Origin of the sequence: Gabonibacter chumensis, assembly GCF_024741215.1 — a bacterium.
GTDB classification, from domain to species: Bacteria; Bacteroidota; Bacteroidia; order Bacteroidales; family Marinifilaceae; genus Gabonibacter; species Gabonibacter massiliensis.
Genome location: NZ_JANSKB010000001.1, coordinates 142435 through 166623 on the forward strand (window position 1 = coordinate 142435; position 24189 = coordinate 166623).

General features: G+C 41.7%; 19 protein-coding genes. 7 read left to right on the forward strand and 12 right to left on the reverse strand.

Annotated elements, in window-relative coordinates; genetic code table 11:
• Window positions 1-43 precede the first annotated feature (43 nt).
• Window positions 44-526 carry a ferritin gene (locus tag NVS78_RS00680; RefSeq protein WP_286357487.1) on the reverse strand — a complete coding sequence of 161 codons (483 nt, stop codon included), beginning with the start codon at window positions 524-526 and terminating at the stop codon, window positions 44-46.
• Window positions 527-900: 374 nt separating this feature from the next.
• Between NVS78_RS00680 and NVS78_RS00685 the strand changes: the two genes are divergently transcribed.
• From NVS78_RS00685 to NVS78_RS00695, 3 genes are all read left to right on the forward strand, one after another.
• On the forward strand, window positions 901-1473 hold the full coding sequence (locus NVS78_RS00685) for a DUF4251 domain-containing protein (protein WP_041502847.1): 573 nt from the start codon (window positions 901-903) through the stop codon (window positions 1471-1473).
• A gap of 322 nt (window positions 1474-1795) precedes the next feature.
• The gene (locus NVS78_RS00690; protein WP_286357488.1) at window positions 1796-2107 is read left to right on the forward strand and encodes a hypothetical protein; all 312 of its coding nucleotides are present in this window, start codon (window positions 1796-1798) and stop codon (window positions 2105-2107) included.
• Window positions 2108-2147: 40 nt separating this feature from the next.
• A complete protein-coding gene (locus NVS78_RS00695) occupies window positions 2148-2813 on the forward strand; it encodes a hypothetical protein (protein ID WP_286357489.1) in 666 nt (221 codons plus the stop codon).
• A gap of 115 nt (window positions 2814-2928) precedes the next feature.
• Here the strand turns inward: NVS78_RS00695 and NVS78_RS00700 are convergent, their stop codons facing one another.
• The 9 genes from NVS78_RS00700 to NVS78_RS00740 all read right to left on the reverse strand — a co-directional run bounded on the left by NVS78_RS00700 (window position 2929) and on the right by NVS78_RS00740 (window position 15686).
• A complete protein-coding gene (locus NVS78_RS00700; RefSeq protein ID WP_286357490.1) occupies window positions 2929-3342 on the reverse strand; it encodes a DUF2721 domain-containing protein in 414 nt (137 codons plus the stop codon).
• Window positions 3343-3344: 2 nt separating this feature from the next.
• Entirely contained in the window at window positions 3345-4829 is a 1485-nt protein-coding gene (gene zwf, locus NVS78_RS00705; RefSeq protein WP_286358441.1) for a glucose-6-phosphate dehydrogenase, read from the reverse strand.
• Between the two features lie 8 nt (window positions 4830-4837).
• On the reverse strand, window positions 4838-6316 hold the full coding sequence (gene gnd / locus NVS78_RS00710) for a decarboxylating NADP(+)-dependent phosphogluconate dehydrogenase (protein ID WP_286357491.1): 1479 nt from the start codon (window positions 6314-6316) through the stop codon (window positions 4838-4840).
• A 290-nt stretch (window positions 6317-6606) separates the two neighbouring features.
• Entirely contained in the window at window positions 6607-8145 is a 1539-nt protein-coding gene (locus NVS78_RS00715) for a PKD-like family lipoprotein (RefSeq protein ID WP_286357492.1), read from the reverse strand.
• Between the two features lie 17 nt (window positions 8146-8162).
• The gene (locus NVS78_RS00720) at window positions 8163-8834 is read right to left on the reverse strand and encodes a DUF4843 domain-containing protein (protein WP_286357493.1); all 672 of its coding nucleotides are present in this window, start codon (window positions 8832-8834) and stop codon (window positions 8163-8165) included.
• 15 nt (window positions 8835-8849) lie between these two features.
• Window positions 8850-10316 carry a RagB/SusD family nutrient uptake outer membrane protein gene (locus NVS78_RS00725; protein ID WP_286357494.1) on the reverse strand — a complete coding sequence of 489 codons (1467 nt, stop codon included), beginning with the start codon at window positions 10314-10316 and terminating at the stop codon, window positions 8850-8852.
• Between the two features lie 17 nt (window positions 10317-10333).
• Window positions 10334-13738, reverse strand: a complete 3405-nt coding sequence (locus NVS78_RS00730) for a SusC/RagA family TonB-linked outer membrane protein (RefSeq protein WP_286357495.1) — start codon at window positions 13736-13738, stop codon at window positions 10334-10336.
• An 85-nt stretch (window positions 13739-13823) separates the two neighbouring features.
• Window positions 13824-14960: a FecR family protein gene (locus NVS78_RS00735; protein ID WP_286357496.1), complete on the reverse strand. Its 1137-nt coding sequence runs from the start codon at window positions 14958-14960 to the stop codon at window positions 13824-13826.
• A gap of 159 nt (window positions 14961-15119) precedes the next feature.
• Window positions 15120-15686: a sigma-70 family RNA polymerase sigma factor gene (locus NVS78_RS00740; RefSeq protein WP_286357497.1), complete on the reverse strand. Its 567-nt coding sequence runs from the start codon at window positions 15684-15686 to the stop codon at window positions 15120-15122.
• A 264-nt stretch (window positions 15687-15950) separates the two neighbouring features.
• Between NVS78_RS00740 and NVS78_RS00745 the strand changes: the two genes are divergently transcribed.
• Together NVS78_RS00745 and metK are read left to right on the forward strand one after the other, a co-directional pair.
• Window positions 15951-17591, forward strand: a complete 1641-nt coding sequence (locus NVS78_RS00745) for an ABC-F family ATP-binding cassette domain-containing protein (protein WP_286357498.1) — start codon at window positions 15951-15953, stop codon at window positions 17589-17591.
• Window positions 17592-17952: 361 nt separating this feature from the next.
• Complete coding sequence (gene metK, locus NVS78_RS00750) at window positions 17953-19242, forward strand: methionine adenosyltransferase (protein ID WP_286357499.1); 1290 nt, start codon at window positions 17953-17955, stop codon at window positions 19240-19242.
• Window positions 19243-19429: 187 nt separating this feature from the next.
• Here metK and NVS78_RS00755 read toward each other — a convergent pair whose 3' ends face one another.
• Entirely contained in the window at window positions 19430-20134 is a 705-nt protein-coding gene (locus tag NVS78_RS00755; RefSeq protein ID WP_286357500.1) for a zinc metallopeptidase, read from the reverse strand.
• Window positions 20135-20356: 222 nt separating this feature from the next.
• Between NVS78_RS00755 and fusA2 the strand changes: the two genes are divergently transcribed.
• Window positions 20357-22513 (forward strand): elongation factor G2, encoded by a 2157-nt coding sequence (gene fusA2, locus NVS78_RS00760; RefSeq protein ID WP_286357501.1) that lies wholly within the window; start codon window positions 20357-20359, stop codon window positions 22511-22513.
• Window positions 22514-22789: 276 nt separating this feature from the next.
• The gene (locus tag NVS78_RS00765; protein ID WP_286357502.1) at window positions 22790-23494 is read left to right on the forward strand and encodes a 16S rRNA (uracil(1498)-N(3))-methyltransferase; all 705 of its coding nucleotides are present in this window, start codon (window positions 22790-22792) and stop codon (window positions 23492-23494) included.
• A gap of 2 nt (window positions 23495-23496) precedes the next feature.
• Here NVS78_RS00765 and NVS78_RS00770 read toward each other — a convergent pair whose 3' ends face one another.
• Window positions 23497-23973, reverse strand: coding sequence for a methylated-DNA--[protein]-cysteine S-methyltransferase (locus tag NVS78_RS00770; protein WP_286357503.1), 477 nt, complete (start codon window positions 23971-23973; stop codon window positions 23497-23499).
• Window positions 23974-24189: the final 216 nt, after the last annotated feature.

The window sequence follows — 24189 nt, forward strand, 5'->3', positions numbered from 1 at the left end:
GAAGGTCCGTATGTTTTACACTCTTTAAGCGGCCGACGGATACTTATTTACGTTCTCCCAATTTCGCGTCCATAAAGAATAATCCTGCCTCTCCGGCTTTCTTTATCTTATCGACAATGGATTGAGCCGTTGCCTCTTCTTCCACCTGTTCACGGACAAATCCCCACAAGAAATCCTGGGTTGCATTGTCTTTCTCGGCGGAAGCGACCCGGACCAAATTATCAATCAACTCGGAAACGTGACATTCATGTTTATAGACGTGCTCGAACACCTCCAGCGGGCTGCCCCAACCTTGAGGTACCACGTCGATTTTGTCTACTTTCGGAACTCCTCCGCGCTTGATCATATAATCTGCCATCATGCAAGCATGTTCGGTCTCCTCTCCCGATTGCTTTTTCATCCAATGTGCAAAACCGTCAAAACCCTCTTTCTGCAAATAGAAAGACATGGAAAGATACAAATTAGCAGACCACATCTCTGCCGTAATTTGTTCGTTTATTGCCCGTTGCAATTTTTCTGTCATCATAACTTTTACTTTTAATTATCAGTATCTATTTTAATCACATTGTCTATTTTACATTTCACATACACTCTTACATAAAAAAAGCCAAAAATAAACCATTAATACATCACATCAGAATTATTAATTTATTTTATACAATTCCATTATTAAAATAACACAATCGACAAATAAAGATAAATGACAACACACAGACAATCAAACATATAAAAAAAAATCACACAACCTATTCTTTACAAACTTTCAGCGAAAACCTATTTACTGGAACTCTTCCGTTACACCTGTCATTTTGACATTCTGTATACAAGGAAAACCTTTTTATTTCAGTTTTCGTTAAATGATCACAAGAGATTAGTAACAAACATTTAAACTCCGATAAGATGAATAAAATACTTACCTGGTTTATGATGGCTATCTTATTAGCAAGCGTAACCCCACTGACGGCACAGGAGAGAACAACAGCCAAAGAAAAAAGAAAAATGACGCGGGAAGAACGTAAGCTCGCCCGGCAAAAAGAAGATGAAAAATTATTTCAAACAGCTATCGATGCACTGAAGAAACAGGATTTCGTTCTCGAGGCCCAAACATTAACCTTTAAAAAAGGACGAACAATAAGCGTAACCCCTTCCACTAACTTCATCTCTATGTCGGGAGACCGAGCTACCGTACAGGTCAGTTTCGTTACCGGACGTCCGCTTCAAAACGGCTTGGGAGGAGTAACCGTGGAAGGAAAAGTTTCCGATATAAAAATGAGCACGGATAAAAAAGGAAGGGTTTCATACAGTTTTTACGTGCAGGGATTAGGCATATCGGCTTACGTGAACATCTCCCTCGTCGGCAACAACAAAGCTTCTGCCACCATACTGCCCTCCTTCCATTCCAACACCCTTATCTTAAACGGCAATCTCGTACCATCGGAAAAATCCAATACTTTTGAAGGAAGAAAATTATAAGGCTATATATCATTCAAAATGACCTGATCCCGGAAATCGAATTTGTAATTTCCGGGATTGTTTTTAACCGTTAAAACCCCGTCCAAATCTTAGATTATTTAAAAATACGAAACGACAATTCTCACGAAATAAACGTTGAAATTCGGAAGAAAAGGTACAAACCCGATTTCGATCCGACGAAATGGTACGGCATAGAAACAACCTTCTTTTAAACATCAAAAATCGAATTAAATTTTACATATTATTTGTAATATAATATATAAATTATAACTTTGTAAAATCGAGGAGAGGAGGGGTATTGTGTAAACTAAAAATACGCCCCATGAAAAAATCACACCTCTTCTTTTGTCTAAGTGTCATTTTTCTTCTTTCCTGTCAAGACAATAAATGGGAAAACGAGATCACGAAGAAAAATTTACTTATCTATAACGGGCCTAATAAAGTCGGGAAATATCTCGTCAAAAAATTGGAAAAACAATCCAATATCAAAACAGAATCAGAAATGACCATTAATCATCAAGAAAAGGTTCTGTTTGATTACACGGAAATCGGGGTAGGCAGTATGTATGGATTGCATTATATCATTCCCGTGATAAACGAAACCACGGGATATATCAACAAGGCCATTATCTAAATGAAACAATATCACTCTAAAACAATCAAAAACTACAGATATGAAAAGCATATTATTTTTAATCGCCTTACTAATAGGATTTTCTGGTGAAACAACATCACTAAAAAATAAAGTGGACAAAACCGAGATAACTTCACTACCTTTTGAATTGACGACTTTATCAAGACGTTCACTACCGGGATTCGCCGTTAATTCCGAACTTAATTCGAAACTATCTTTCCATGTTTATACAGATTTAGGGCTAAAAAAACAGATCCTATATGATGATGTGACTTGTTCCATTTTTAAACGTTTTGAAACGGGAAATAAAAATTTCATCTTATTAGATTTATGGATTGATATGGGAGAAAATTATCGCCATTTACTTATGACATTAAACGATAATTATCAAATCATAGACACATTAGACGTAGCCGTTGGAGGCTCATTTGACAGTTTCACATTCACAAAACAATACCGTTTGGACAGCGACTTCAAGGTAACCGTGTATTGGTTAAAACCACTCTCGGAAACACCCGTGTATTTTCGTCCGGATACCCCTCCTTTCAAGGCTCAACGGATAGATTGCCACTACCATATTGATGACAACGGCAAGTTTATACAAGACGAGGAGATTCTCTACAAACCGCAAATTTACAAGCCACAAGAAATTTCGGTCGACGGAAAAAACATTTGGGGTGGGAAAGAAGAAAAAATTAATCGATAATCAAAAACTGTATTCTAACGCATAAAACAAAAACATTCAACCTTCAACAAGAAGTTTATCCAAAATGACAAGACTTCTTTTACAATAAACGCAGCATACGTATCATTTCGGAAAATTACGAATTTCCTTCGGGGGAACCGGGAGTCAGGTTATCCAAATGAAATTCCAACGCTTTTACCGAGATCAGTATTTCCCGTACCGATATGCTTAGGGAGATAACCAACAGCAGCAAGGCTATTCCGAACACGTATACCGCTGTCAGTTGAAGACCTATATAAATAAAAAAAGTGCACAACACGCAAAGGAGAAGACTGATTACCCCGTAAATCTGCATGGAACGAGACATATAAAGTCGCTTTTTCAAGTTATCCAGTTGTCGCCGCGTCATTGGAGTAGGATGTTTCTCATGCTCCACCTTCAGATTTCGTATCACCTGGGCGTAAGCCAGAAAACGGTTGGTATAAGCCAACATAATCAACGATATCGCCGAAAACAGGATGGAGGGAGTCGTCAACGTTAATTCTTCCATATCTATCGCGTACACTTTTTCTGGTTTACAATAGGTTCCAGAGAGGAGACATTCCATTTCTCTCTCAAATCCGGGCCGTTTTCTCCCGCGGCATAATACAACATATCTTCGTTCCGGTGTTTTTCCCAATAGTTCACGATAGGATCGATAAACCGCCAGCTGGCTTCGAGAGCATCATTCCGGGTATACAACATGGAGTCACCCGACATCGCATCCAACAGCAGGCGTTCGTAAGCTCCCGGGATATACTCCTTGCAAAGAGAAGCATAACTAAAATCCATAGCCACCTGCTCGACCTCAAATCCGGCACCCGGAATCTTCAATCCGAATTTCATCCTGATTCCCTCATCGGGGCTAATACGTAAAACCAATTGATTGCAGGAGTCTCCGGGACACTCACCCTTAAAAAGTTTATGCGGGGCAGATTTGAAATGGATAACGACTTCCGATTTTTTCTCTTTTAATCGCTTTCCCGTGAAAAAATAGAACGGGACATCACTCCATCGTCTGTTATCTATAAAAAATTTGATACCGACAAAGGTTTCCGTATCCGAATCGGCAGCCACGTTTTTTTCTTCCCGATAGCCCGCAACCGCTTCCCCCCGCGCTGTCCCGGCCGTATATTGAGCCCGGACAACATTTTCCGCCACCTCGTTATCCGTCATCGGACGAAGAGCCCGGATCACCTTTTCCGTTTCGTCGCGTATAGCTTCCGCATCGATCGCGGCAGGAGGTTCCATAGCCACAAAAGCCAACAACTGCATCAAATGATTCTGGATCATATCCCGTAAAGCCCCGATCCCCTCGTAAGATTTGCCCCGTCCCTCGATACCGATGGTTTCGAGAGCTGAAATCTCCACGTGATCGATATAATTACGATTCCACAGGGCTTCGAAGGTCTCATTCGCAAAACGTAAAACCAATATATTTTGGACGGTCTCTTTTCCCAGAAAATGGTCGATCCGGTAAATCTCATTTTCAGAAAAAACGGAATTAACACAACGATTCAACTCTCGGGCCGAAGGCAAACTAACCCCGAAAGGTTTCTCTACCACAATACGCCGCCATCCGTTCCTCGAACGCATCAATCGACTTTCGCGCAGATAGCGGGTAATCGAATCATAGGAAGAGGGAGGGGTTGCCAAATAATAGATGGTATGCTCCGGTATATCGTATTGTTGACGTAATTTCATGACCCGTTCGCTCAATTCGTCCGTATTGCCCTCCGGATCAAAAACCTGATAAAACAACAGGGGTAAAAAATCATCTATCTTCTCTTTCTCCTTTACGAATTCCCTTAACTTTTCTTTTATATGCGCACGGAAACTCCCGTCCGTGAAAGAGGAACGGGCTGTCCCCAATATCAGAAACCGTTCCGGTAATAACCCGCGAACGAAAAGTTCGAACAAAGAGGGCAATAGCATACGCTTGGTCAGGTCGCCCGACGCCCCGAATATGATTAAAATTTGATTCTCTATTTTTTTCATCATGATTACTATGCATTATAAGTTCCGGAAGCCGTTTCCCCTCCTCCTCCCGTCCAATCCGTGTGGAAAAAACGTCCCCGTTCGGTATCCGTACGCTCGTAGGTATGAGCCCCGAAATAATCCCGTTGAGCCTGAATCAGGTTGGCCGGAGAACGGAGTGTTCTCAATCCGTCGAAATAGCTCAAGGCAGAAGAGAAACAAGGCAAGGCGATTCCGTTAAACACGCCGTCCGCCACGACCCCCCTCAAGGCAGGAAGGGTCAATTGAATCTTATCCTGAAAAAAAGTATCGAACAACAGATTTCCCAAGGTAGAATCGCGATGATAAGCCCGGGTAATCCGTTCTAAAAAAGCAGAACGGATGATACATCCTTTACGCCATATTTTAGCTATCGTCCCAAAATCCAAATCCCAACCATAACGCTCGGAAGCCTGCTTCATCAAAGAAAAACCCTGCGAATAGGAGACCAATTTAGCCGCGTAAAGAGCCTCTTTTACCGCCTCGATCCCGGAATCATTGATCGTTGCGGAAGTCACCAGATCGCCGGTCTCTTCCGTGGGATAAAGCATTGAAGCTTTTTCCCGCTCCTCGAGCCTCATGGACATGAAGCGGGTGAAAACAGCCTCTGCCACGGATGTCAGGGGATTCGCCTCATCCAAAGCCGACATAACGCTCCATTTCCCGGTTCCCTTTTGTCCGGCCACATCCAATATCGAATCCAATAAATATTGACCGTTCGCATCCCGGAAATGCAGTATATTGGCTGTAATCTCTATCAGATAACTGTTCAGTTCACCCCGGTTCCATTCTTCGAAAATTTGACCTATCTCATCGTTATTTTTATCGGTCCGTCTTCTTAAGATCGAGTAGGTTTCCGCTATCAGTTGCATATCGGCATACTCGATACCGTTATGTACCATTTTCACGAAATGCCCTGCTCCTCCGCTTCCGATCCACTCGCAACAGGGAGAACCGTCGTCTAATTTAGCCGCAATCGCCTGAAGGATATCCTTCACCAAAGGCCAGGCCGTTTCCGATCCGCCCGGCATAATAGAAGGTCCGTTCAAAGCACCCTCTTCTCCCCCGGAGATACCGCAACCCACGAAATACAACCCTTTTTCCTCCAACATTTTAACCCGCCTTGCCGTATCTTTAAAATCAGAGTTTCCTCCGTCGATAATGACATCCCCGGGACTCAGATAGGGCACTAATTGTCCGATCAGTTCATCCACGGGTTCTCCGGCTTTTACCATTAACATAATCTTCCGGGGTAATCTTAACGACTCCACCAATTGTTGAATCGTATAAGCCCCCACGAAACGTTTCTCTTTTCCTCGCCCCTCCAAGAAACGGGAAACAGCACTTTTTTGTCCGGGATGAATCCGGTTATACACGGAAACGGTATACCCTTTATGTTCTAAATTTAGCGCCAGATTCTCCCCCATGACTGCTAAACCGATCAACCCGATATCTGAAATTTGTGTCATCCTATAAATTTTAATTAAATAACCTTCTATATTACGTGGATTATTCATTTTTGTTCGACTGCCCATACACAGCATCCGTATCGATAAAAAAATAAAACTGCCGGGTAGTGACTCGACCTACCCGGCAGCACAGGGGGTAGCTGTTTTTCTCGTGAGAAACCCCCTCTTTACAATTAACCTTTTGGCTTATTTATCTTTCCCCGAATCAGGATCAATCAGGCACAGCACTCGGAAGGATGAGAATTTCTTCCATAAAACCTTCATGATCAAAACCCGGCGAACGACGAACATCAATAATTTTTATAATATAGATCCACCACCTTCCCATCAACTGCAGTATTATAAATTACTTTATCTTCTTCCGTTCCGCTCACCAACACTTCGTCTTCCACGTTCAACAAGTAGAACTCCCCGTTATCCAGACCGATTCCGACATGGGTATTGTTACTATAATTAGATTCCATGGCAACAATCTTACGTCCGCTAAATGTTTTAAACGGTGCATGCCTATTGGTTTTCAAATCATAGTAATAAAGCGTGGAAGGATCCGTTTCCGAAACAAAAAACATATAGGGACGTTCTCTCAATGCATGGAATTTGGTGTTTTTTCCCATCAATGCGGCAGAAGCGGCAAGGATTTCCGTGTAAGCAATATTTTTCACAATTACATTGGAATTCGACGATGAATACTCAAACGTATAGAGATACAGGTTCCCATTCGTTTGATGTCTCAAAATAGCGCAAATATCCTGATTATAAGAAGAAGCATTTTTCATTTGACAATATACCATCTCATAATTGCTTAAGTTATCGGGAGAAGGCCCCCTTGTTCCGTCCCAATCTTCCGGAGCTTTCAATTTATACAATCTTCCCGCATCGTAGAAAGAAGCTCCATAAAGCATAAAGAAAGCATGGAATGTTTCGTCATACAGCATAAGATTATAAGTCGAAGTTCCTTGAGAAGCTCGTAACAGAAAAGGCACGTTCAATTTCTGCTTATTCAATTGAAGCGGAACATTTGCAAATAAGGCATACGCATAAGGCGTTCCCGACCAACTATCGAAAGTCTTCGTGAACACCTCCCCGTTTTCTCCCTGTATGGCAGCTACATTTCCTCCTGATACCGCCATAGATTTCGGAGCAAAACCATCCGGGTATTTTCCTCCCACAAACTCATCGGCAATCGTCCCGATCTTTTGATAATTAGTTCCCTCCAAAATAATATTTCCCTCCGTTCCTTTCTGCAAAACCCGCACCTCGTTTCTTCCGGAACGATTTCCGATCAACCCTACCGGTTGTGTTCCCAACTCCTTATCATGGATTACCCGATAAATATCCTTATCCGTGTACCATTGCTCATTTTGTATCCGCACCAAATTTAACTTGCTCTTTCCTCCATCGTCGGATAAAATGATCCAACCGACCGTATAGCGGCTTTTATAAACAAACGAAATATTTTGAGTATAAATAGCCCCCGTCAGCGTATCCTCAGCCATTACGATCCCCTCGTAACTCTTGTTTACCTCCGCATCCTCAAAAACCATATTCATATTCCGCTCGGTACACACACATCCGAGATAATCAAAATGATAAGACCATTTGTACATATTGGTATCTCCGGATTCTTTCTGTTCCTTGTTAGCAAACGACAACGTCGGAGTGAAAACGACCGGTTCCCCCTGATACACCGTAATTCCGTACGTCGGATAACGGATGGTTATTTTATGTATTTCCAAATCCTTATAGTCATAATTACCGTCATCTTCAAAACAGGAAAAGAGTAACAGAATACTGACCATGAGCATGCAAAATATTTTTATGTTCTTCATATTCATTCTATTTTAAATTAAATCCTTACAGGTACAGTCATCGGATCTCCGTTTTCATCCGGGATAGGATTCGCATCCAGCCAATTTTTAAATTCAAGAGCCCAGGAGCGAATCCAATCTTCGCTCGCATCGGAAAGATCCGGCTGAACAACTTCCACTAATTTCCTGAACTTCGTGTCGGAATACGTTCCCAGATAATAGTTCACCACCCGATTGTTCCACCAATCCGGCCGTGCCACATTATCATTCACTTTTAAATAAATACGACGATAATCCCGATCTCCCAATTTAAACACGGCATTCTCTTTTAGTTCCAAACAGAGATAAGCATTCGTGGTTGCCAGTTCCGGGTAGTTGGTCAATTTCACGTAAAAAGTATCCAATTTACTCATCGGCTGAAAGGTCGTTACCGTCGGCAGGCTATAATAGCCGCTTTTCAAGGTTGTTTTTTCATTGACCACAGAAAGCGTAAATCCCTGCTCCTCCTCCTTAGGAATACCGGTATGCCTTATCTCTATCGGCCACTCGCATTCACTTAAATTTCCTAACATAAAGAAGGAAACGATTACCGTATCTTTTTCCTTATTGGTAAAAGAGATGTAATTCTCCGAATGATATACTCCTATATCATCCCTATCACAACTCGCCACACCAACAAAAATCAATAGTAGATATACATATTTTCTCATAACATTACTATTTAATTAATAAAAATTCTGACTATCGGGCACCTTGAATGTCATTCGTTCTTCGGAAGCCGTAATCTCTCCGTTCTCGACCAGAATATTCCGATTCAGACGTTTGTACATAAAGAAAAGCTGCCCCTCTCCAACAAATTCCCGACGGGCATCGTTAATCAAAATATCATATAAATTTCCGATATCGCTAACAGAAGGGATCTGACGTTTACACCCTTTTTTCTCCCGAAACTCCTTCAACAAGCGCAAGCATTCCGTTTTGTTCCCCTTCAAAAAATTACATTCCATCAAAATGTAATACATCTCACTTAATCGTAACACGGGAATAGCCAATCCCTCTACATCATCTCGCTGGTAATTATTCACCTGACGATATTTATAAATATTACGGTCCTCATCGTTACTAATCAAATTGGAGCGATAATCATCCATGTCTTCGGCAAACACACCGTCATAATCAGCTAACTGTAAGGAACTCGGATAACTTCCCACGGCACAATAAGTCTCTACGGTTTGAAGTAAATTACCATTGTAGAAAGCAAACAGACACTCTTCCAAATATTTTTTTTGTTTATAGTTCAAAGAAGTCGTGTAATCGTATGACGAATTGAAGACAAACCATTTGTTCCCGTTATAAAAACGATCATAAAAATGTTTCGCATAATACAAGGCGTTATCGACATCTCCCCTGTAAAGATAAGCTCGGGCCAACAATCCCACGATAGCACAATAATTCAAACGATATCCCCTTTTGCTATAAAAGGAACCTCCTTTATTAGCGTATTGCCCCTGGAATCGAGCCGCCATTTTATAGGCCATACCCGTCTTGTTATAAACCGTATCATGATAAGCTACCAGATCCTTCGCCTTCAATAAATCTTCAATAACTTTATCTATTGCATCTTTGGTCTTTAAGGGTACCGTTATAATAGAAGGATAAGTGTCATGATAAGGAACTAAAGCTGCCTGATCGTTTTTGGCCGGAGCCGGAGCAAACAAACGAATCAAATCCAAATGACAAAATGCCCGCAAAGCATAGGTTTCTCCCATGATTAAATTTTTAGCCACCGTATCCAAGGTAAATGAAGAGGGAGAGGCAGAAGAGATCTCGTTCAACAACAAATTACAGTTAGCGATAGCATTATAGAGCCCGGACCAGATATTATCGATCACGGTCAATCCGTAAGAAGACTCGTATTCATATTCCCCCATGTAAGCGTCATTATTATCATAGATCAAGTCTAAATCGTAATTTTGTCCGATTACGCTTAAAGTTCCCCAACTCAAATTCTTTCCATACAAATTTGTCTCCGCACACTTCTGATAAATTCCGTTCAAGGCATTCTGGAATCCTGCTTCATCCGAAAAGAGTTTATCCTTACTGATTTGGTTCGCCGGCTCCAATTCCAGCCAGCTATTACAAGAACAGAATAAACCTATCTGTATGCATAATATTATAAAACCTTTTCTCATCGTATTCTATTTTATAGTTAGAAACTTACACCTAAGGTAAAATCAAAATTCCTGGCAAAAGGATAGCCGGTTCCCCGTTCCTGCTTTACGGTCGACCAATAAGCCACATCGTTCATCGTGAACTGCAACTTAAACTGACTCATCCTCAGTTTTTTCACGAATCCTTCCGTTACGGTCCAGGCGACACTCAACGAATTAAATTTCAACACATTATTATCCTGCACGAAACGAGAAGTCGGACGAGAGTAGTTCGTTCGGTCGGCAATATCTTTCAGCGGTGTAATATTTCCGATAGTTATCCACCGATCCGTGAGCACTCGCCTATCCGCGTTATAGTTATACAAATCCACACTTTCTATACGCTTCGGGATGGTCTCGTTATAAGCCTGTCCTCCGAATTCATACATAAAGCTGGCAAAAAGACTCAAGGTTTTCCATTGGAGATTTATCCCAAATGCTCCCTGTACATCCGGTAAATCATTGCCCAGTATTTGCTGTTCATTCGCTTCCCACTCGTAGGTAATGGTCCCGTCTTTTCTCACGAAAACCTCCTGACCACTGGAGGGATCAATTCCCAAAGACTTCATTCCGTAGATAGAATTCATCGATCCACCCTCCTCGTATTTGGTAAAAGATTTCGCGTATTTTTCATCATATCCCCTGTAATCGGAATAATAATCGTCCACCATGTCATTATAGCGTTTTAAAGAGTTGGCGATCTTCAAGATCTTATTCTCATTATGTGCCATATTTCCATATATACCCACGAACCAATCCCTCGTCCGAACGAGATTAGACTTAATATTCAATTCATAACCGATATTTTCCACCTTACCTACATTATCATAATAAGAGGTAAATCCGAAAGAGGAAGGTACAGACATTCTTGTAATCATGTCATTCGTAACGGTATTATAGTAACCCAATTGAGCATAAAACAACCCATTATAAAGATCAATTTCCAATTTCAGATCGTAACTATTTTTTTTCTCCCATTTCAGATTGGAATTTCCCAACGCCATCAACTTCACTCCCATCCCGGTAGCATACCAGTTATCAGAGAAAATTTCATAAATATCCTTTGCAGCATAAGGCTCGAAGTCCAATTTACCCGTTTGCCCGAAGGTTCCGGTCAATTTAAGCTGCGTCAACACCGGATTTCCCTTTAAAAATTTGTAGTTGTGGAGATTCACCCCGAAACCTGCCGAATAGAAGGGAGCAAATTTTTTGTCAGAACCGAACTCGGAAGATCCGTCAAAACGCAAAGAACCGTCAAACAAATAGATATCGTTATAAGAATAATTCAAACGAACAAAAGCTCCGGCCAATCGAGTATGATTATCCGATTCCGAAGGTTTACCCACGATCTCCTGAGCAAACATGATCGAGTTTAAACTTCCGGAAGGAAATCCCCTGTAATTGACACCGATAGAAGAGGAGTATTTTTCAGTCGTATTGACACCGATAGAACCGCTGATATGATTAACTCCGATAGAGCGGTTATAAAGCACCTGCAAATTGGTTGTCCAGTTGAAAGCTTTTCCTTCTGAAGTCGACAAGCTTCCTTTCGGCGTATTGTCTGAAGCGTTAAAATACTTACCGGAAGCCGGATCGGTAAAGTTTTTACCGGAAGTAGTCGTCCGTGTAAAACCGACTTGTGCCTTAATGTTCAAATGCTCGTTCAAATACCAGTCAACCAATAGGTTGTCGGAAAACTCTTCCGTGGTCGTTTTACTAAAGTTCTTGGTTTCGGCTCCCTCGTACATCGGATTAACATAGATCGAACCGGAATGCCACGTGTTAAAATTATACAGGTAATTTCCAAATTCATCATACAGTTCATTATACGGTAATTGGTTTACATAATCGGAAAAAGTCCCGTAAGGCGAGTTTTTGGCAAGTACCTTATTGAATGATATCCGATTAATAATGTTTAGGTTAGATAATCGATAGTCAATCCGTAATTCCGTTCCGAGCCGACGACGTAAGTCTTTTTTCATAACTCCTTTTTGCTGATCATAAAAAAGGTTGATCCCGTAACGGATATTATCGTTACCACCATCTATAGCCACACTGTGTTTATGATTGTATCCCACGCGTAAAGGCAGAGCCAGCCAGTCGGTATTCACCCCTTTTGCCAAAGCCATTTGTTTTTTAATCAGCTCCGAATAGACTTGACGAATCCCCTTGTTAGGCGGATTGATTTCATAATAGCCGGCTAATTTTTCTACTTCCAACTTTTCAGCCGCATCGAAATAATCGTAACTGGAAAGATCCGGAGCCGTAATGGTTCCTGTCAAATTATAGGTAATATTAAATTTACCGGCCTTCGGGGCAATAGTCTCAATAACAACTACTCCGTTAGAAGCACGCGATCCGTATACCGCCGTTGCCGCCGCATCTTTCAATATCGTGATACTATGAATTCGATTGGGATCCATATCGTAAATTTTTTCCACGCTTACATCCAACCCGTCCAATATAAAAATAGGCAGGTTCGGATTATTCTTCGTTCTGGTCTCACTGATATCCGAAAGATTCAAATTACCGATACCGGACTGGCCGCGGATATAGAACTCGGGAATAGCATTCGGATTGGACCCCATGACATTGTTTTCCATGATACGAAAAGAGGGATCGAAAACCTGAAGAGTCGAAATAATATTTCGATTGGCCACCTTCAGTAGCTCCTTGCCTTCAACCCGAATGGCAGTTCCCGTGTAGGACTCTTTCCGTACATTAACATATCCGGTAACCACCACGTCATCCAGACTTTCTACCGATTCAACCAAGGTCACCACGTAATCTTTCTTTCCGGCTAAAATCTCTTCATCCTTAATATCCTTCAATTTTACCTCTTTGGTTTCCATTCCGATAAAACGAAATACCAGCGTCATATCGGGTATATCCGGCAACACAAGCGAAAAACGACCGGCAGTATCGACCATCACCCCTCTCGTTGTCCCTTTTATAAGGACGGTCGCACCGACCATGGGAGCCCCTTTTTTATCGATGACCCTTCCTTTTATCTTCTTCCCTTCTTTCTGCTGGGGTTCCACTGTATTTTGCTTCACCAACACGATAACATTCTCTTCAAATAAGCACATCAGCCCGGACCCCTTGAACACGTCATCCAACAATTCTTTCAATTCCTTGTTTTTCGCTTTGACATCGAAACGAGACATTTTTTTCACGTATTCGCTCTTGTACATAAAACGAACTCCCGTCTGTTTTCTAATCTCTTTAAAAAACTCCTCCACGCTACAATTCTCCAAATCCAGATTGACACGCTGGTTTTGAGAAAAAATCTCTCCTTTCACTTGGAACATGAGCACAAACATCAGAAATAAAGTGATCTTCATAACTTTAAAGATTTTCTGATTGGGCCGTAAATTTTCTTTACGATCTTCATTTTTTTTCATAAATTTGTGATTTAGATTATTAATGAGCATTATCAACATTGATAATGTTACTACAAACGGAAGGATTGGCCGATCTTTCCGTTTTTTATTTATTTTCAACTATAATGGTTTTTCCTTCTATTGTAAATTTCACATCCATACTGCTCTCAAAGAAGTGGAGCAACTCTTCTATCTTACCGTATTTTTTCATATCTCCGGACAGACGCTCCTCTTTCAATGCCTGATTTTTGAAAAAGACATGACAATCATACCACAAAGAGAGTTTATCCATGATATCCTCCAACCGCTCTTCACTGAATATAAAGTCCCCGTTTTTCCAGGCGATATACTTCTCAACATTTACATCCTCCTTGTACATTTCATTTTTGGATAGATCGTATACCACCCGTTGAGAAGGCCTCAATTGTAATTCCATACTATCCTTTTTCACGTAAACTTCGCCTTTCACCAATACCGTTTCCACCGAGTTATGCCAATGGGTATTCACGTTGAACTCCGTCCCCGTTACTTTCACCTCCACACCATCGGCCAAAACTACGAACGGCTTTTGTGCGTCGGATTTAATCTGAAAATAAGCTTCTCCTTTTAGCTTAACCACCCTTTTATTCCCCAGGAAAACAACAGGATACTCTATCTCTGTGGCCGAGTTTACCCACGCGACAGAACCATCCGAGAAGGTTACTTTATATTCACACCCCCGTTCCACCGAGAGCGTATTGTACACCTCCTCTTGAAGAGTATCTTCTTTCGGTTGATAAACCAACTCCCCCGACTCATTGGTCAATACCCGCACCTGCGCCTGTTCTCTAATCTCGCTTTTCCCTTTCGCCAACACCACCTCCTGCCCGGAAGAGAGAAGCAGTTTCGCCTTAAAGGTTCCAGGAGTAATCATCTCTCCGGCATAGCCATTCATAACCGGAACTCTCTCCTCCCCGTCCCGCAGCATAAAGAAGCCCGCTAACAATAAAAGAGAAGCGGCCACAGAAGTAATATACATCAAATGCCTTCTTCTCGAACGGAACTTCAACGGTTCTTTACGGCAGATCAATTTACTCCGGAAAAACCAGCGTTGCCTCAGATAATCGATTTGTATCTGCTCAAAATAGGCTCGATTTTTATCGTTCTCGGCGATCCATAACTCGATCTTCCGCCTCTCTTTTTCATCAATTATCTCTCCGGTGATGTAATCCAATAATTTTATATCCCAATCCTCTTCTTTCATATCCTATTTTTATTATTTTATCAATAATAGACATGACTCTTTAAAACGGTTGACAACGAATTATATTTTTTATGAAAAAAATTATCATAAAATAAAAATAGCCTTGCTATTATTTAGCAAAGACCAATTGTCTTAAGACCGGTAAAAATTATTTTTTGATTATTTTCTGGAAACGACAGTGTATTTGCCCCTGTTAACCATGCAAACATAAAACAGTAATATACTTCCTTCTACAGATTGACGCAAAGATTTCACGCAACGAACCAATAACGTTTTAACCGTGGAAACGGAGACACCCATCTCTTCCGCTACCTCGGCGTATTTCATATTTTTCAGATGGACGCTCTCCAGTATCTCTCGGCTTCTGGGGGGGAGTTTTTGAATTTCATCCATAACACGTTTGATGAGTTCGTCATGCGTATGATCAACCTCCTCCCACACTCTCTCCACGAGTGCGATATCAGGTAAATTCTCTATCTTCTTTTTGTTTTGCAATTTTCGCAAAGCTAAATTCCGCACAGAAGTATACAGGTAAGACTTCAAATATTCCTGTTTTAAATGCTCGTATAACCTTTTCTCCCACAAACGAATAAAAAATTCCTGCACGACATCCTCCGCCAAACTCATATCTTTCACAATCGTATCCGCCCACAACACCAATGGCTCATAATAATCTCGATACAATTGTCTTATTTCTACCCGTTCCTGAATTTTTAACACACCCATTTTTAATCGTTTTGGATAAAGCATCTTTTAAGCAAAAATAGTTAATAATCCAAAGATCACAATTCAATTTCTATAATATTTCTTAAAACGGCATCATCACGAAAAAGAGGAACTACAAAACCGCTTCGTTCTTTAGACTACTCTACAAACGGATAACCTTGCCAAACAGATAATTTATTCTATCTTCGCACCGCAATTAAAAACAAGCGTTAAATAGAAAATTATTCGACGCTTAATCTGTTCAGGTATTTTTAACTTTAATGTATGATTTCAGTAGACGGATTGACGGTAGAATTTGGAGACAGAGCTTTATTCAAGGATATATCATTTGTCATTAACGAGAAAGATCGAATTGCCCTAATGGGAAAAAACGGGGCGGGCAAATCGACCCTGCTGAAAATTCTCGCGGGAGAACGGCAGCCCAACCGGGGCAATATTTCCATACCCAAAGACACGGTTATAGCTTATCTGCCTCAGCATCTGATGACCGAGAACAGCCGATCCGTATTCGAAGAAACGTCTCAGGCTTTCGCTCATCTTTTCGCCATGGAGAAACGAATAGAAGAGCTTAATCGACAACTAACCGAAAGAACTGACTATGACTCCCCGGAATATTACAAGTTAATAGAAGAGGTCTCCACGTTAAGTGAAAAATATTACAGTATCGATGCTACTCACTACGAAGCCGATGTTGAAAAGATCCTTCTCGGATTGGGCTTCCAGCGGGAAGATTTCGACCGCCCGACGGGTGATTTCAGCGGAGGATGGAGAATGCGCATCGAATTGGCGAAAATGCTACTGAAAAATCCGGACGTGCTTTTATTAGATGAACCTACCAACCACCTGGACATCGATTCCATCCAATGGTTAGAAGAGTTTCTTATCAATAACGGGAAAGCGGTCGTTGTCATTTCACACGACCGGACTTTTGTCGACAATATCACCACCCGAACCATAGAAGTCACCATGGGGCGGATATACGATTATAAGGTAAATTACTCGCAATATCTCACTCTGCGACAAGAGAGACGTATACAGCAACAAAAAGCTTATGACGAACAACAGAAAATGATTGCCGAAACAAAAGAGTTTATCGAGCGTTTTAAAGGAACTTATTCCAAAACATTACAGGTTCAGTCCAGGGTGAAGATGTTAGAAAAATTAGAGATTTTAGAAGTAGACGAGGAGGATACCTCAGCCTTAAGATTAAAATTTCCACCCGCACCCCGTTCCGGTAATTATCCGGTTATTGTTCAGGAATTGTCTAAAAGTTACGGAGATCACGCGGTATTCGAGGGGGCGCATTTCACCATCGAACGAGGGGAGAAAGTCGCTTTTGTAGGACGCAACGGAGAGGGTAAATCCACGCTGGTAAAATGTATTATGGGAGAAATTGACGACTACACGGGAAAGCTAAGCCTCGGACATAACGTACAAATCGGTTATTTCGCCCAAAATCAAGCCTCGTTATTGGATGAAAGCCTGACGGTCTATCAGACCGTAGACGACGTTACACCAAGCGAATTAAAAAGCAAGATCAAAGATTTATTGGGGGCTTTTATGTTTAGCGGCGACGACATCGATAAAAAGGTTAAAGTCCTATCAGGAGGAGAAAGAACCCGTTTAGCCATGATTAAACTCCTTCTATCCCCAGTGAATCTGTTGATTTTGGATGAGCCGACCAACCATTTGGATCTAAAAACCAAAGACATTTTAAAAAACGCCTTGATCGATTTTGACGGAACCCTGATTGTCGTATCACACGACCGGGATTTTTTAAGCGGGTTAGTGAAAAAAGTATACGAATTCGGAAATAAACGGGTCAAAGAACACTTAGAAGATATCCACGGCTTTTTACAAAAGAAAAAGATGGAAAACTTACGGGAAATAGAACGCAAAAAGTAACATACGATACAGATATGGATTTCCGAGTTTACCTTAAGAGGGTGATCCGTCATTCGAATATCCTTATATTTTGCACTCAAACGATACATTTATTTTGATTATTTATTCTTGTAAAGCAAGATTTCTTCCGAATAAATTCCATATCTTTGTTCCCGAAAAAAGTGGAAAGATTTGGCTGATTGCAACCACGGAAAAAAAGTGCTAAAATGCGGACCGATTCTGATTCAACCATCCATGTACTTTCCGTTGACGATTTAGAGATGAAAAGATTATGTGATTAAGAGATGAACCCTCTCGGAATCGCCGAATCACGAAATCTCTTGATAAAAATGGCTTAATCAAAAATTAACTTATAATTAGTATGGGATATTTATTTACTTCAGAATCCGTATCGGAAGGCCATCCGGATAAGGTGGCCGATCAGATTTCAGATGCGATTCTCGACAAGATCATCGCCTTCGACCCCAATGCGAAAGTAGCCTGCGAGACGTTAGTCACAACAGGACAAACCGTCATCGCCGGAGAGATAAAAACCAATACCTACGTAGACGTCCAACAAATTGCCCGCGATGTGATCAACCGTATCGGTTACACGAAAAGCGAATACATGTTTGACGGGAACAGTTGTGGCGTACTAAGTGCCATTCACGAACAATCGCCCGACATCAACCGGGGAGTAGCAAAAGAAGATCCGATGGAACAGGGGGCCGGAGATCAGGGCATGATGTTCGGGTATGCCTGCAATGAAACAGACAACTATATGCCTTTGTCTTTAGAATTATCACACCTTTTATTACACGAGTTGGCACGGATCCGGAAAGAAAAGGAGAAAATGACCTACCTTCGCCCCGATTCCAAATCGCAAGTAACCATCGAATACGGAGACAATAACAAACCGTTGCGGATTCACACAATCGTGATTTCCACCCAGCACGACGAATTTATTCATCCCGAAAAACAAACGCGAGAAGCGCAGTTAACCGCAGATACAGAAATGGTTAATCAAATCCGGCAGGATATCACTCACGTCCTTTTACCGAGAGTGAAAGCTCAATTGCCGGAGCGGGTACAAGCCCTTTTCGATGAAAATCTAATTTTACATGTCAATCCGACCGGAAAATTCGTAATCGGGGGCCCTCATGGAGATACCGGCGTTACCGGAAGAAAAATCATTGTAGACACCTACGGAGGTAAAGGCGCACACGGGGGAGGTGCTTTTTCGGGAAAAGATCCATCCAAGGTAGACCGTTCTGCAGCCTACGCGGCTCGCCATATCGCTAAAAATATGGTTGCCGCCGGAATTGCCGACGAAATTCTGATCCAGATCTCTTACGCCATCGGCATAGCCAAACCAGTCGGTATCTTCGTGAATACTTACGGAACAGCAAAAATAAATTTGAACGATTCCGCCATCGCCCGGAAAATAGAAGAGATTTTCGATCTGCGCCCGAAAGCCATAGAAGAGCGTTTGAAACTCCGTAACCCGATATACTTGGAAACCGCAAGCTACGGTCATATGGGACGTACACCCCGTATGGTAAAAAAAACATACTCTTCGAGCTATTGGCCGACGATCGAGAAAGAAGTAGAACTATTCACGTGGGAAAAATTAGATTACGTGGAGACGCTCCGTAAAGCGTTTCAATTGTAGATTAAATAAAATCGCCAATTTAGTGATTGAGAGATTGGGGGATTAAAAAAGATCGACGATTGTAGATTTTAAAATTCAAGATCAGGAATCCGATCGTAAGTCACAAATTACCTTTTAATGTCAAAGACCGGACGAGTTGAAGTCTTTAAATAATAAAGTCGGCTGATTTTAGCCGACTTTATTTATTTTAATCTCTACGTCCCAAATAAATCATGACGTAATAGAGTAAGGTAGCTAAAGAGGATAAAGCAGCTATCACATAGGTATAAGCAGCCCACTTCAATGCATCGAAAGCATATCCCTGAGTTTGGTTATCGGTAATTCCCGAGGAACGTAACCACACCAAAGCCCTGTGACTGGCATCGATCTCCACGGGTAAGGTAACAAAACTAAATAGAGTGATTGTGGCAAACAAACAGATACCAATCAACAACAAACCGGGAAAAGTATTTACCATCAATATACCGGCCAACAAAATCCATTGTACCCAATGAGAAGCAAAGCTGACAACAGGTACCAAAGAAGAACGCAATTTCAACATTTGATAAGCCTTCGCGTGCTGTAAAGCATGACCGCATTCATGCGCGGCAACGGCAGCGGCAGCAATATTGGCTCCATAGTAAACCTCCTTACTCAGGTTAATGGTTTTATCCGCGGGATTATAATGATCGGTCAGCTGTCCTTCAACACTCCCGATCTTCACCCCTTGTATCCCATTATCTCGTAACATTTTCTCAACTACATCTTTTCCCGTCATTCCATTCGCCGTGGGAATATTCGAATATTTTTTAAATCTGCTTTTCAATTGCTGGCTAATCAACCAGCTTAACAAAGTAAATCCAATAAATATTACCCAAATCCAAATATCGGGTCTCATCGCTGTTTCTGTCATATACATTTAAAATTTTGATTCTACTAATGGCATACAAAAAACACGCCAAATTATTTTTGTCATATTTTCCTGACAAAAATATAGCATTCCTCTCATATTACATACTATTTTCACCAAGAATGACATTAACTATTGTATTTTAATAAAAACTTTACTACTTTGTGATCGTTGAATCTTTATGAGATTATTTGTAATATAAATATTAACTTTAAAGGTATTACAATGAAAACCTATAAACCAAACGAAATTAAGAACATTGCCTTAGTGGGTAGCTCCGGTTCGGGCAAGACCACGTTGGCAGAAGCCATGATGTATGAAGGCGGGGTCATCCCGCGCAGAGGTAGCGTTAGTGCCAAAAACACCTCATCCGACTATCGTCCGGTAGAGCAAGAATACGGTTCATCCGTATTTCCTGCCGTGCTATACACGGAATGGAAAGAGCACAAGCTCAATTTCATAGATACTCCGGGTGCTGACGACTTTGTCGGTGGAGTTATCTCTGCGCTAAATGTTGTCGACGCCGGGGTAATGGTCATAAATGCCGTAAGAGGTGTCGAGGTCGGAACGGAAATCATTAGCCGTCATGCCAAAAAACTCAACAAACCATTGATTTTTGTTATCAATCAATTAGATCACGAAAAATCTAATTTCGAGCATACGGTCGAACAAGCCAAAGCCGCTTTCGGTTCTAAAGTCGTTCTGGTTCAATACCCGGTAAACCAAGGTACCGGTTTCAATAAAGTCATTGATGTGTTAAAGATGGAGATGTACCAATGGAAACCTGAAGGAGGAAAACCGGACGTACTTCCCATTCCCGCGGAAGAAGAAGAAAAAGCCAATGAATTACACAACGCACTGATCGAGGCCGCTGCAGAAAATGACGAAAACCTGATGGAATTATTTTTCGAGAAGGGCAGCCTGACAGAAGACGAGATGCGCTCAGGCATCCGGAAGGGCTTGGTAAACCGCGACATGTTCCCCGTATTCTGCGTATCTGCTGAAAAAGACATGTGTGTACGCCGATTCATGGAATTCCTTATCAACGTCGCTCCGAAAGCCGACGAAATGCCTCCGTCCGTTACGGTAGAGGGTGTCGCAGTTCCTTATGACGAGAAAGGTCCGACCTCTCTTTACATGTTTAACACCACCGTCGAGCCGCATTTGGGCGAAGTTATCTATTTCAAGGTAGCTTCCGGTACCATCCACGAAGGAGACGACCTTTACAATGTAAATACAGACACGAAAGAACGTATATCACAACTCTACGTCGTCGCCGGAAAGAACCGGACAAAGGTGACCGAACTAATGGCGGGCGACATCGGGGCAACCGTGAAATTGAAAAATACAGGAAACGGGGATACGTTAAACACAAAAGACTGCGATTACAAATTCGCCCAAATCGTTTACCCGAACCCGCGCTTCAGAACGGCAGTAAAAGCCGTCAATAGCAGTGACGATGAAAAACTGGCAGAGGTTTTACAACGGATTCACCAGGAAGACCCCACCTTCAACGTGGAGTATTCGAAAGAATTAAAACAGATGATTATCTCCGGACAGGGAGAATTCCATCTGAACACCATGAAATGGCGTATCGAACATAACGATAAAATCGAAATTGAATTCATCCCCCCAAAAATACCTTACCGGGAGACCATTACCAAATACTCGTATGCCGATTATCGGCATAAAAAACAATCCGGAGGAGCCGGACAATTCGGAGAGGTTCACCTGGTTATTGAACCCTATACCGAAGGAATGCCAGATCCGGTAACTTACAGAATCAATAATGTCGACACCAAAATGTCGATTAAAGACAAGGAAGAAGTAGATTTACCGTGGGGAGGAAAACTCGTATTTTACAACTGTATTGTCGGAGGTGTTATCGAGGCCCGCTTTATGCCTGCTATATTGAAAGGTATTATGGAAAAAATGGAAGAAGGTCCGCTAACCGGATCCTATGCCCGCGATATTCGGGTATGTGTATACGACGGAAAGATGCATCCCGTGGATTCCAATGAAATCTCGTTCAAATTAGCCGGACGTAACGCTTTCAGCATGGCCTTCAAACAGGCTAATCCCAAGATATTGGAACCGATCTATGATGTCGAAGTCCTCGTGCCGGATGATTGCATGGGCGATGTAATGGGAGATTTACAAACACGTCGGGCTATCATCATGGGAATGGAAGCCGATTCAGGATTTCAGAAGCTAATGGCAAAAGTACCCCTGAAAGAGATGCAACGCTATTCAACCGCTTTAAGCTCTATTACCGGTGGTCGTGCAACTTTCACGATGAGTTTCTCCGGTTATGAAAAAGTTCCGGGAGAGATCCAGGAAGAGCTGCTTAAGGCATATCACGAAGAGGAAACTGACGAATAGTGACGCACCCTTTTCAAACCATACGAAGAGCTATCCCCAAATGTCGGGATAGCTCTTTCCGATTTCAAATGCAAGACAAAAATTAAGAGATTAGGGGCTTGAGGGATTAAGAAATTGAGAGATTGGGAGGAGGATTTTAGATTTATGATTTAAAGAGGGAAAATTCAGAACTATAATCATAATCAAAAATTACTTTCGGACTTTACGCACCTTCGAATCAATTGTAAATTGATTCGGATTTTCTATTTTTGCGTCATCAATAAATATTCTAAAGTTATGCACCTGTTTTATACTCCGGATATTGATGGAGAAAAATACATTTTGTCGGAAGAGGAGTCCAAACATTGTATTAAAGTTCTCCGCCTGGAAACGGGCCATGAAGTACATCTGATTGACGGGCGAGGCGGTTTTTACCGATGCGAGATCATCCGAGCTGACATCAAACGTTGCGAGGTTCGTTGTATCGAGAAAAAAGAGAATTACGGGGAAAAAAAATTTCATCTTCACATTGCCATCGCTCCGACCAAAAACATAGAACGTATGGAATGGTTTTTAGAAAAATGCACGGAGATCGGGATTGATGAGATTACCCCTCTCCTATGCGAACGTTCCGAACGGAAAATAATCAAACCGGATCGTTTGGAAAAAGTCATCGTTTCCGCCATGAAACAATCTTTAAAAGCCTACCGCCCCGTATTGAATCCGTTGACAGAATTTCAAACTTTTATAGCAAAAGAGCGGAACGGGGTAAAATATATCGCCCACTGTGAAGAAGGAGACAAAAAAAGGTTAGACGAGGTATACTCCCCGGAAAGTAATGTCACGATATTAATCGGACCGGAAGGTGATTTCTCAAAAAAAGAAATTCTCTCGGCTTTTTCTCATCATTTCATCCCCATTACGTTAGGTGAAAGCCGATTACGAACAGAAACCGCCGGAATAGTAGCCTGTCATAGCATCAACTTCATAAACCGGATATGATATTACAGCCACTCGATACCCTCTATCTGCAACAATTTCATCTTCACCTCCAGACCTCCAGTGTAACCGGTCAGCTTTCCTCCGGCCCCGACCACCCGATGGCAGGGGATAAAAACAGGAAGCGGATTACGACCATTCGCCATCCCGACCGCACGACAAGCATTCTTATCTCCGGCCCTCTCGGCCAATTCGCCATAAGTGATCGTGCTCCCGTAAGGTATCGACCTTAAGAGTTCCCATATTTTCATTTGGAAGAGGGTCCCTTCCGGGGCTAAAGGTAAATCAAACACGTGAAGACGTTTAGCGAAATAAGCGTCTAACTGACTTTTAGCTTCTCGAATCAGGGGAGTCTCTTTTATTTCAATCTCAGCCGGAGCCAACGATATCCGGTCTCCTAACCATAACCGGACCAACCTCCCGTCCTTTTCAACAAGATAATATTTTCCGATCAAACCGTTATAAGCGTATTTTGCCTGCATAAATCAATTTTTACGTTTTAAAGATACTACTTTTATTTACAATCGGAATATTCATTCGCTCTTTTTCAACCTCATTCCTATTTCTGATTCCGTCAGTCCGAAAAGAAAAACAACAATTTTAAAAATATGGAACATATCTCTCCCGAATTAAAAAGGATTTTATATTTTTGTATCGGTAAAAAAGGAGTCCCATAACGATTTAAGGACTCTTTTCCA

What these genes read in the sequence shown, in the direction of transcription:
- NVS78_RS00725 (WP_286357494.1), bottom strand. Translation starts at nt 10,316, where the DNA reads ATGAGAAAAGGTTTTATAATATTATGCATACAGATAGGTTTATTCTGT.
- NVS78_RS00700 (WP_286357490.1), bottom strand. Translation starts at nt 3,342, where the DNA reads ATGGAAGAATTAACGTTGACGACTCCCTCCATCCTGTTTTCGGCGATA.
- NVS78_RS00765 (WP_286357502.1), top strand. Translation starts at nt 22,790, where the DNA reads ATGCACCTGTTTTATACTCCGGATATTGATGGAGAAAAATACATTTTG.
- NVS78_RS00720 (WP_286357493.1), bottom strand. Translation starts at nt 8,834, where the DNA reads ATGAGAAAATATGTATATCTACTATTGATTTTTGTTGGTGTGGCGAGT.
- NVS78_RS00770 (WP_286357503.1), bottom strand. Translation starts at nt 23,973, where the DNA reads ATGCAGGCAAAATACGCTTATAACGGTTTGATCGGAAAATATTATCTT.
- zwf (WP_286358441.1), bottom strand. Translation starts at nt 4,829, where the DNA reads ATGAAAAAAATAGAGAATCAAATTTTAATCATATTCGGGGCGTCGGGC.
- NVS78_RS00735 (WP_286357496.1), bottom strand. Translation starts at nt 14,960, where the DNA reads ATGAAAGAAGAGGATTGGGATATAAAATTATTGGATTACATCACCGGA.
- NVS78_RS00740 (WP_286357497.1), bottom strand. Translation starts at nt 15,686, where the DNA reads ATGGGTGTGTTAAAAATTCAGGAACGGGTAGAAATAAGACAATTGTAT.
- NVS78_RS00695 (WP_286357489.1), top strand. Translation starts at nt 2,148, where the DNA reads ATGAAAAGCATATTATTTTTAATCGCCTTACTAATAGGATTTTCTGGT.
- NVS78_RS00745 (WP_286357498.1), top strand. Translation starts at nt 15,951, where the DNA reads ATGATTTCAGTAGACGGATTGACGGTAGAATTTGGAGACAGAGCTTTA.
- NVS78_RS00680 (WP_286357487.1), bottom strand. Translation starts at nt 526, where the DNA reads ATGATGACAGAAAAATTGCAACGGGCAATAAACGAACAAATTACGGCA.
- NVS78_RS00730 (WP_286357495.1), bottom strand. Translation starts at nt 13,738, where the DNA reads ATGAAAAAAAATGAAGATCGTAAAGAAAATTTACGGCCCAATCAGAAA.
- fusA2 (WP_286357501.1), top strand. Translation starts at nt 20,357, where the DNA reads ATGAAAACCTATAAACCAAACGAAATTAAGAACATTGCCTTAGTGGGT.
- NVS78_RS00685 (WP_041502847.1), top strand. Translation starts at nt 901, where the DNA reads ATGAATAAAATACTTACCTGGTTTATGATGGCTATCTTATTAGCAAGC.
- NVS78_RS00755 (WP_286357500.1), bottom strand. Translation starts at nt 20,134, where the DNA reads ATGACAGAAACAGCGATGAGACCCGATATTTGGATTTGGGTAATATTT.
- NVS78_RS00690 (WP_286357488.1), top strand. Translation starts at nt 1,796, where the DNA reads ATGAAAAAATCACACCTCTTCTTTTGTCTAAGTGTCATTTTTCTTCTT.
- metK (WP_286357499.1), top strand. Translation starts at nt 17,953, where the DNA reads ATGGGATATTTATTTACTTCAGAATCCGTATCGGAAGGCCATCCGGAT.
- gnd (WP_286357491.1), bottom strand. Translation starts at nt 6,316, where the DNA reads ATGACACAAATTTCAGATATCGGGTTGATCGGTTTAGCAGTCATGGGG.
- NVS78_RS00715 (WP_286357492.1), bottom strand. Translation starts at nt 8,145, where the DNA reads ATGAAGAACATAAAAATATTTTGCATGCTCATGGTCAGTATTCTGTTA.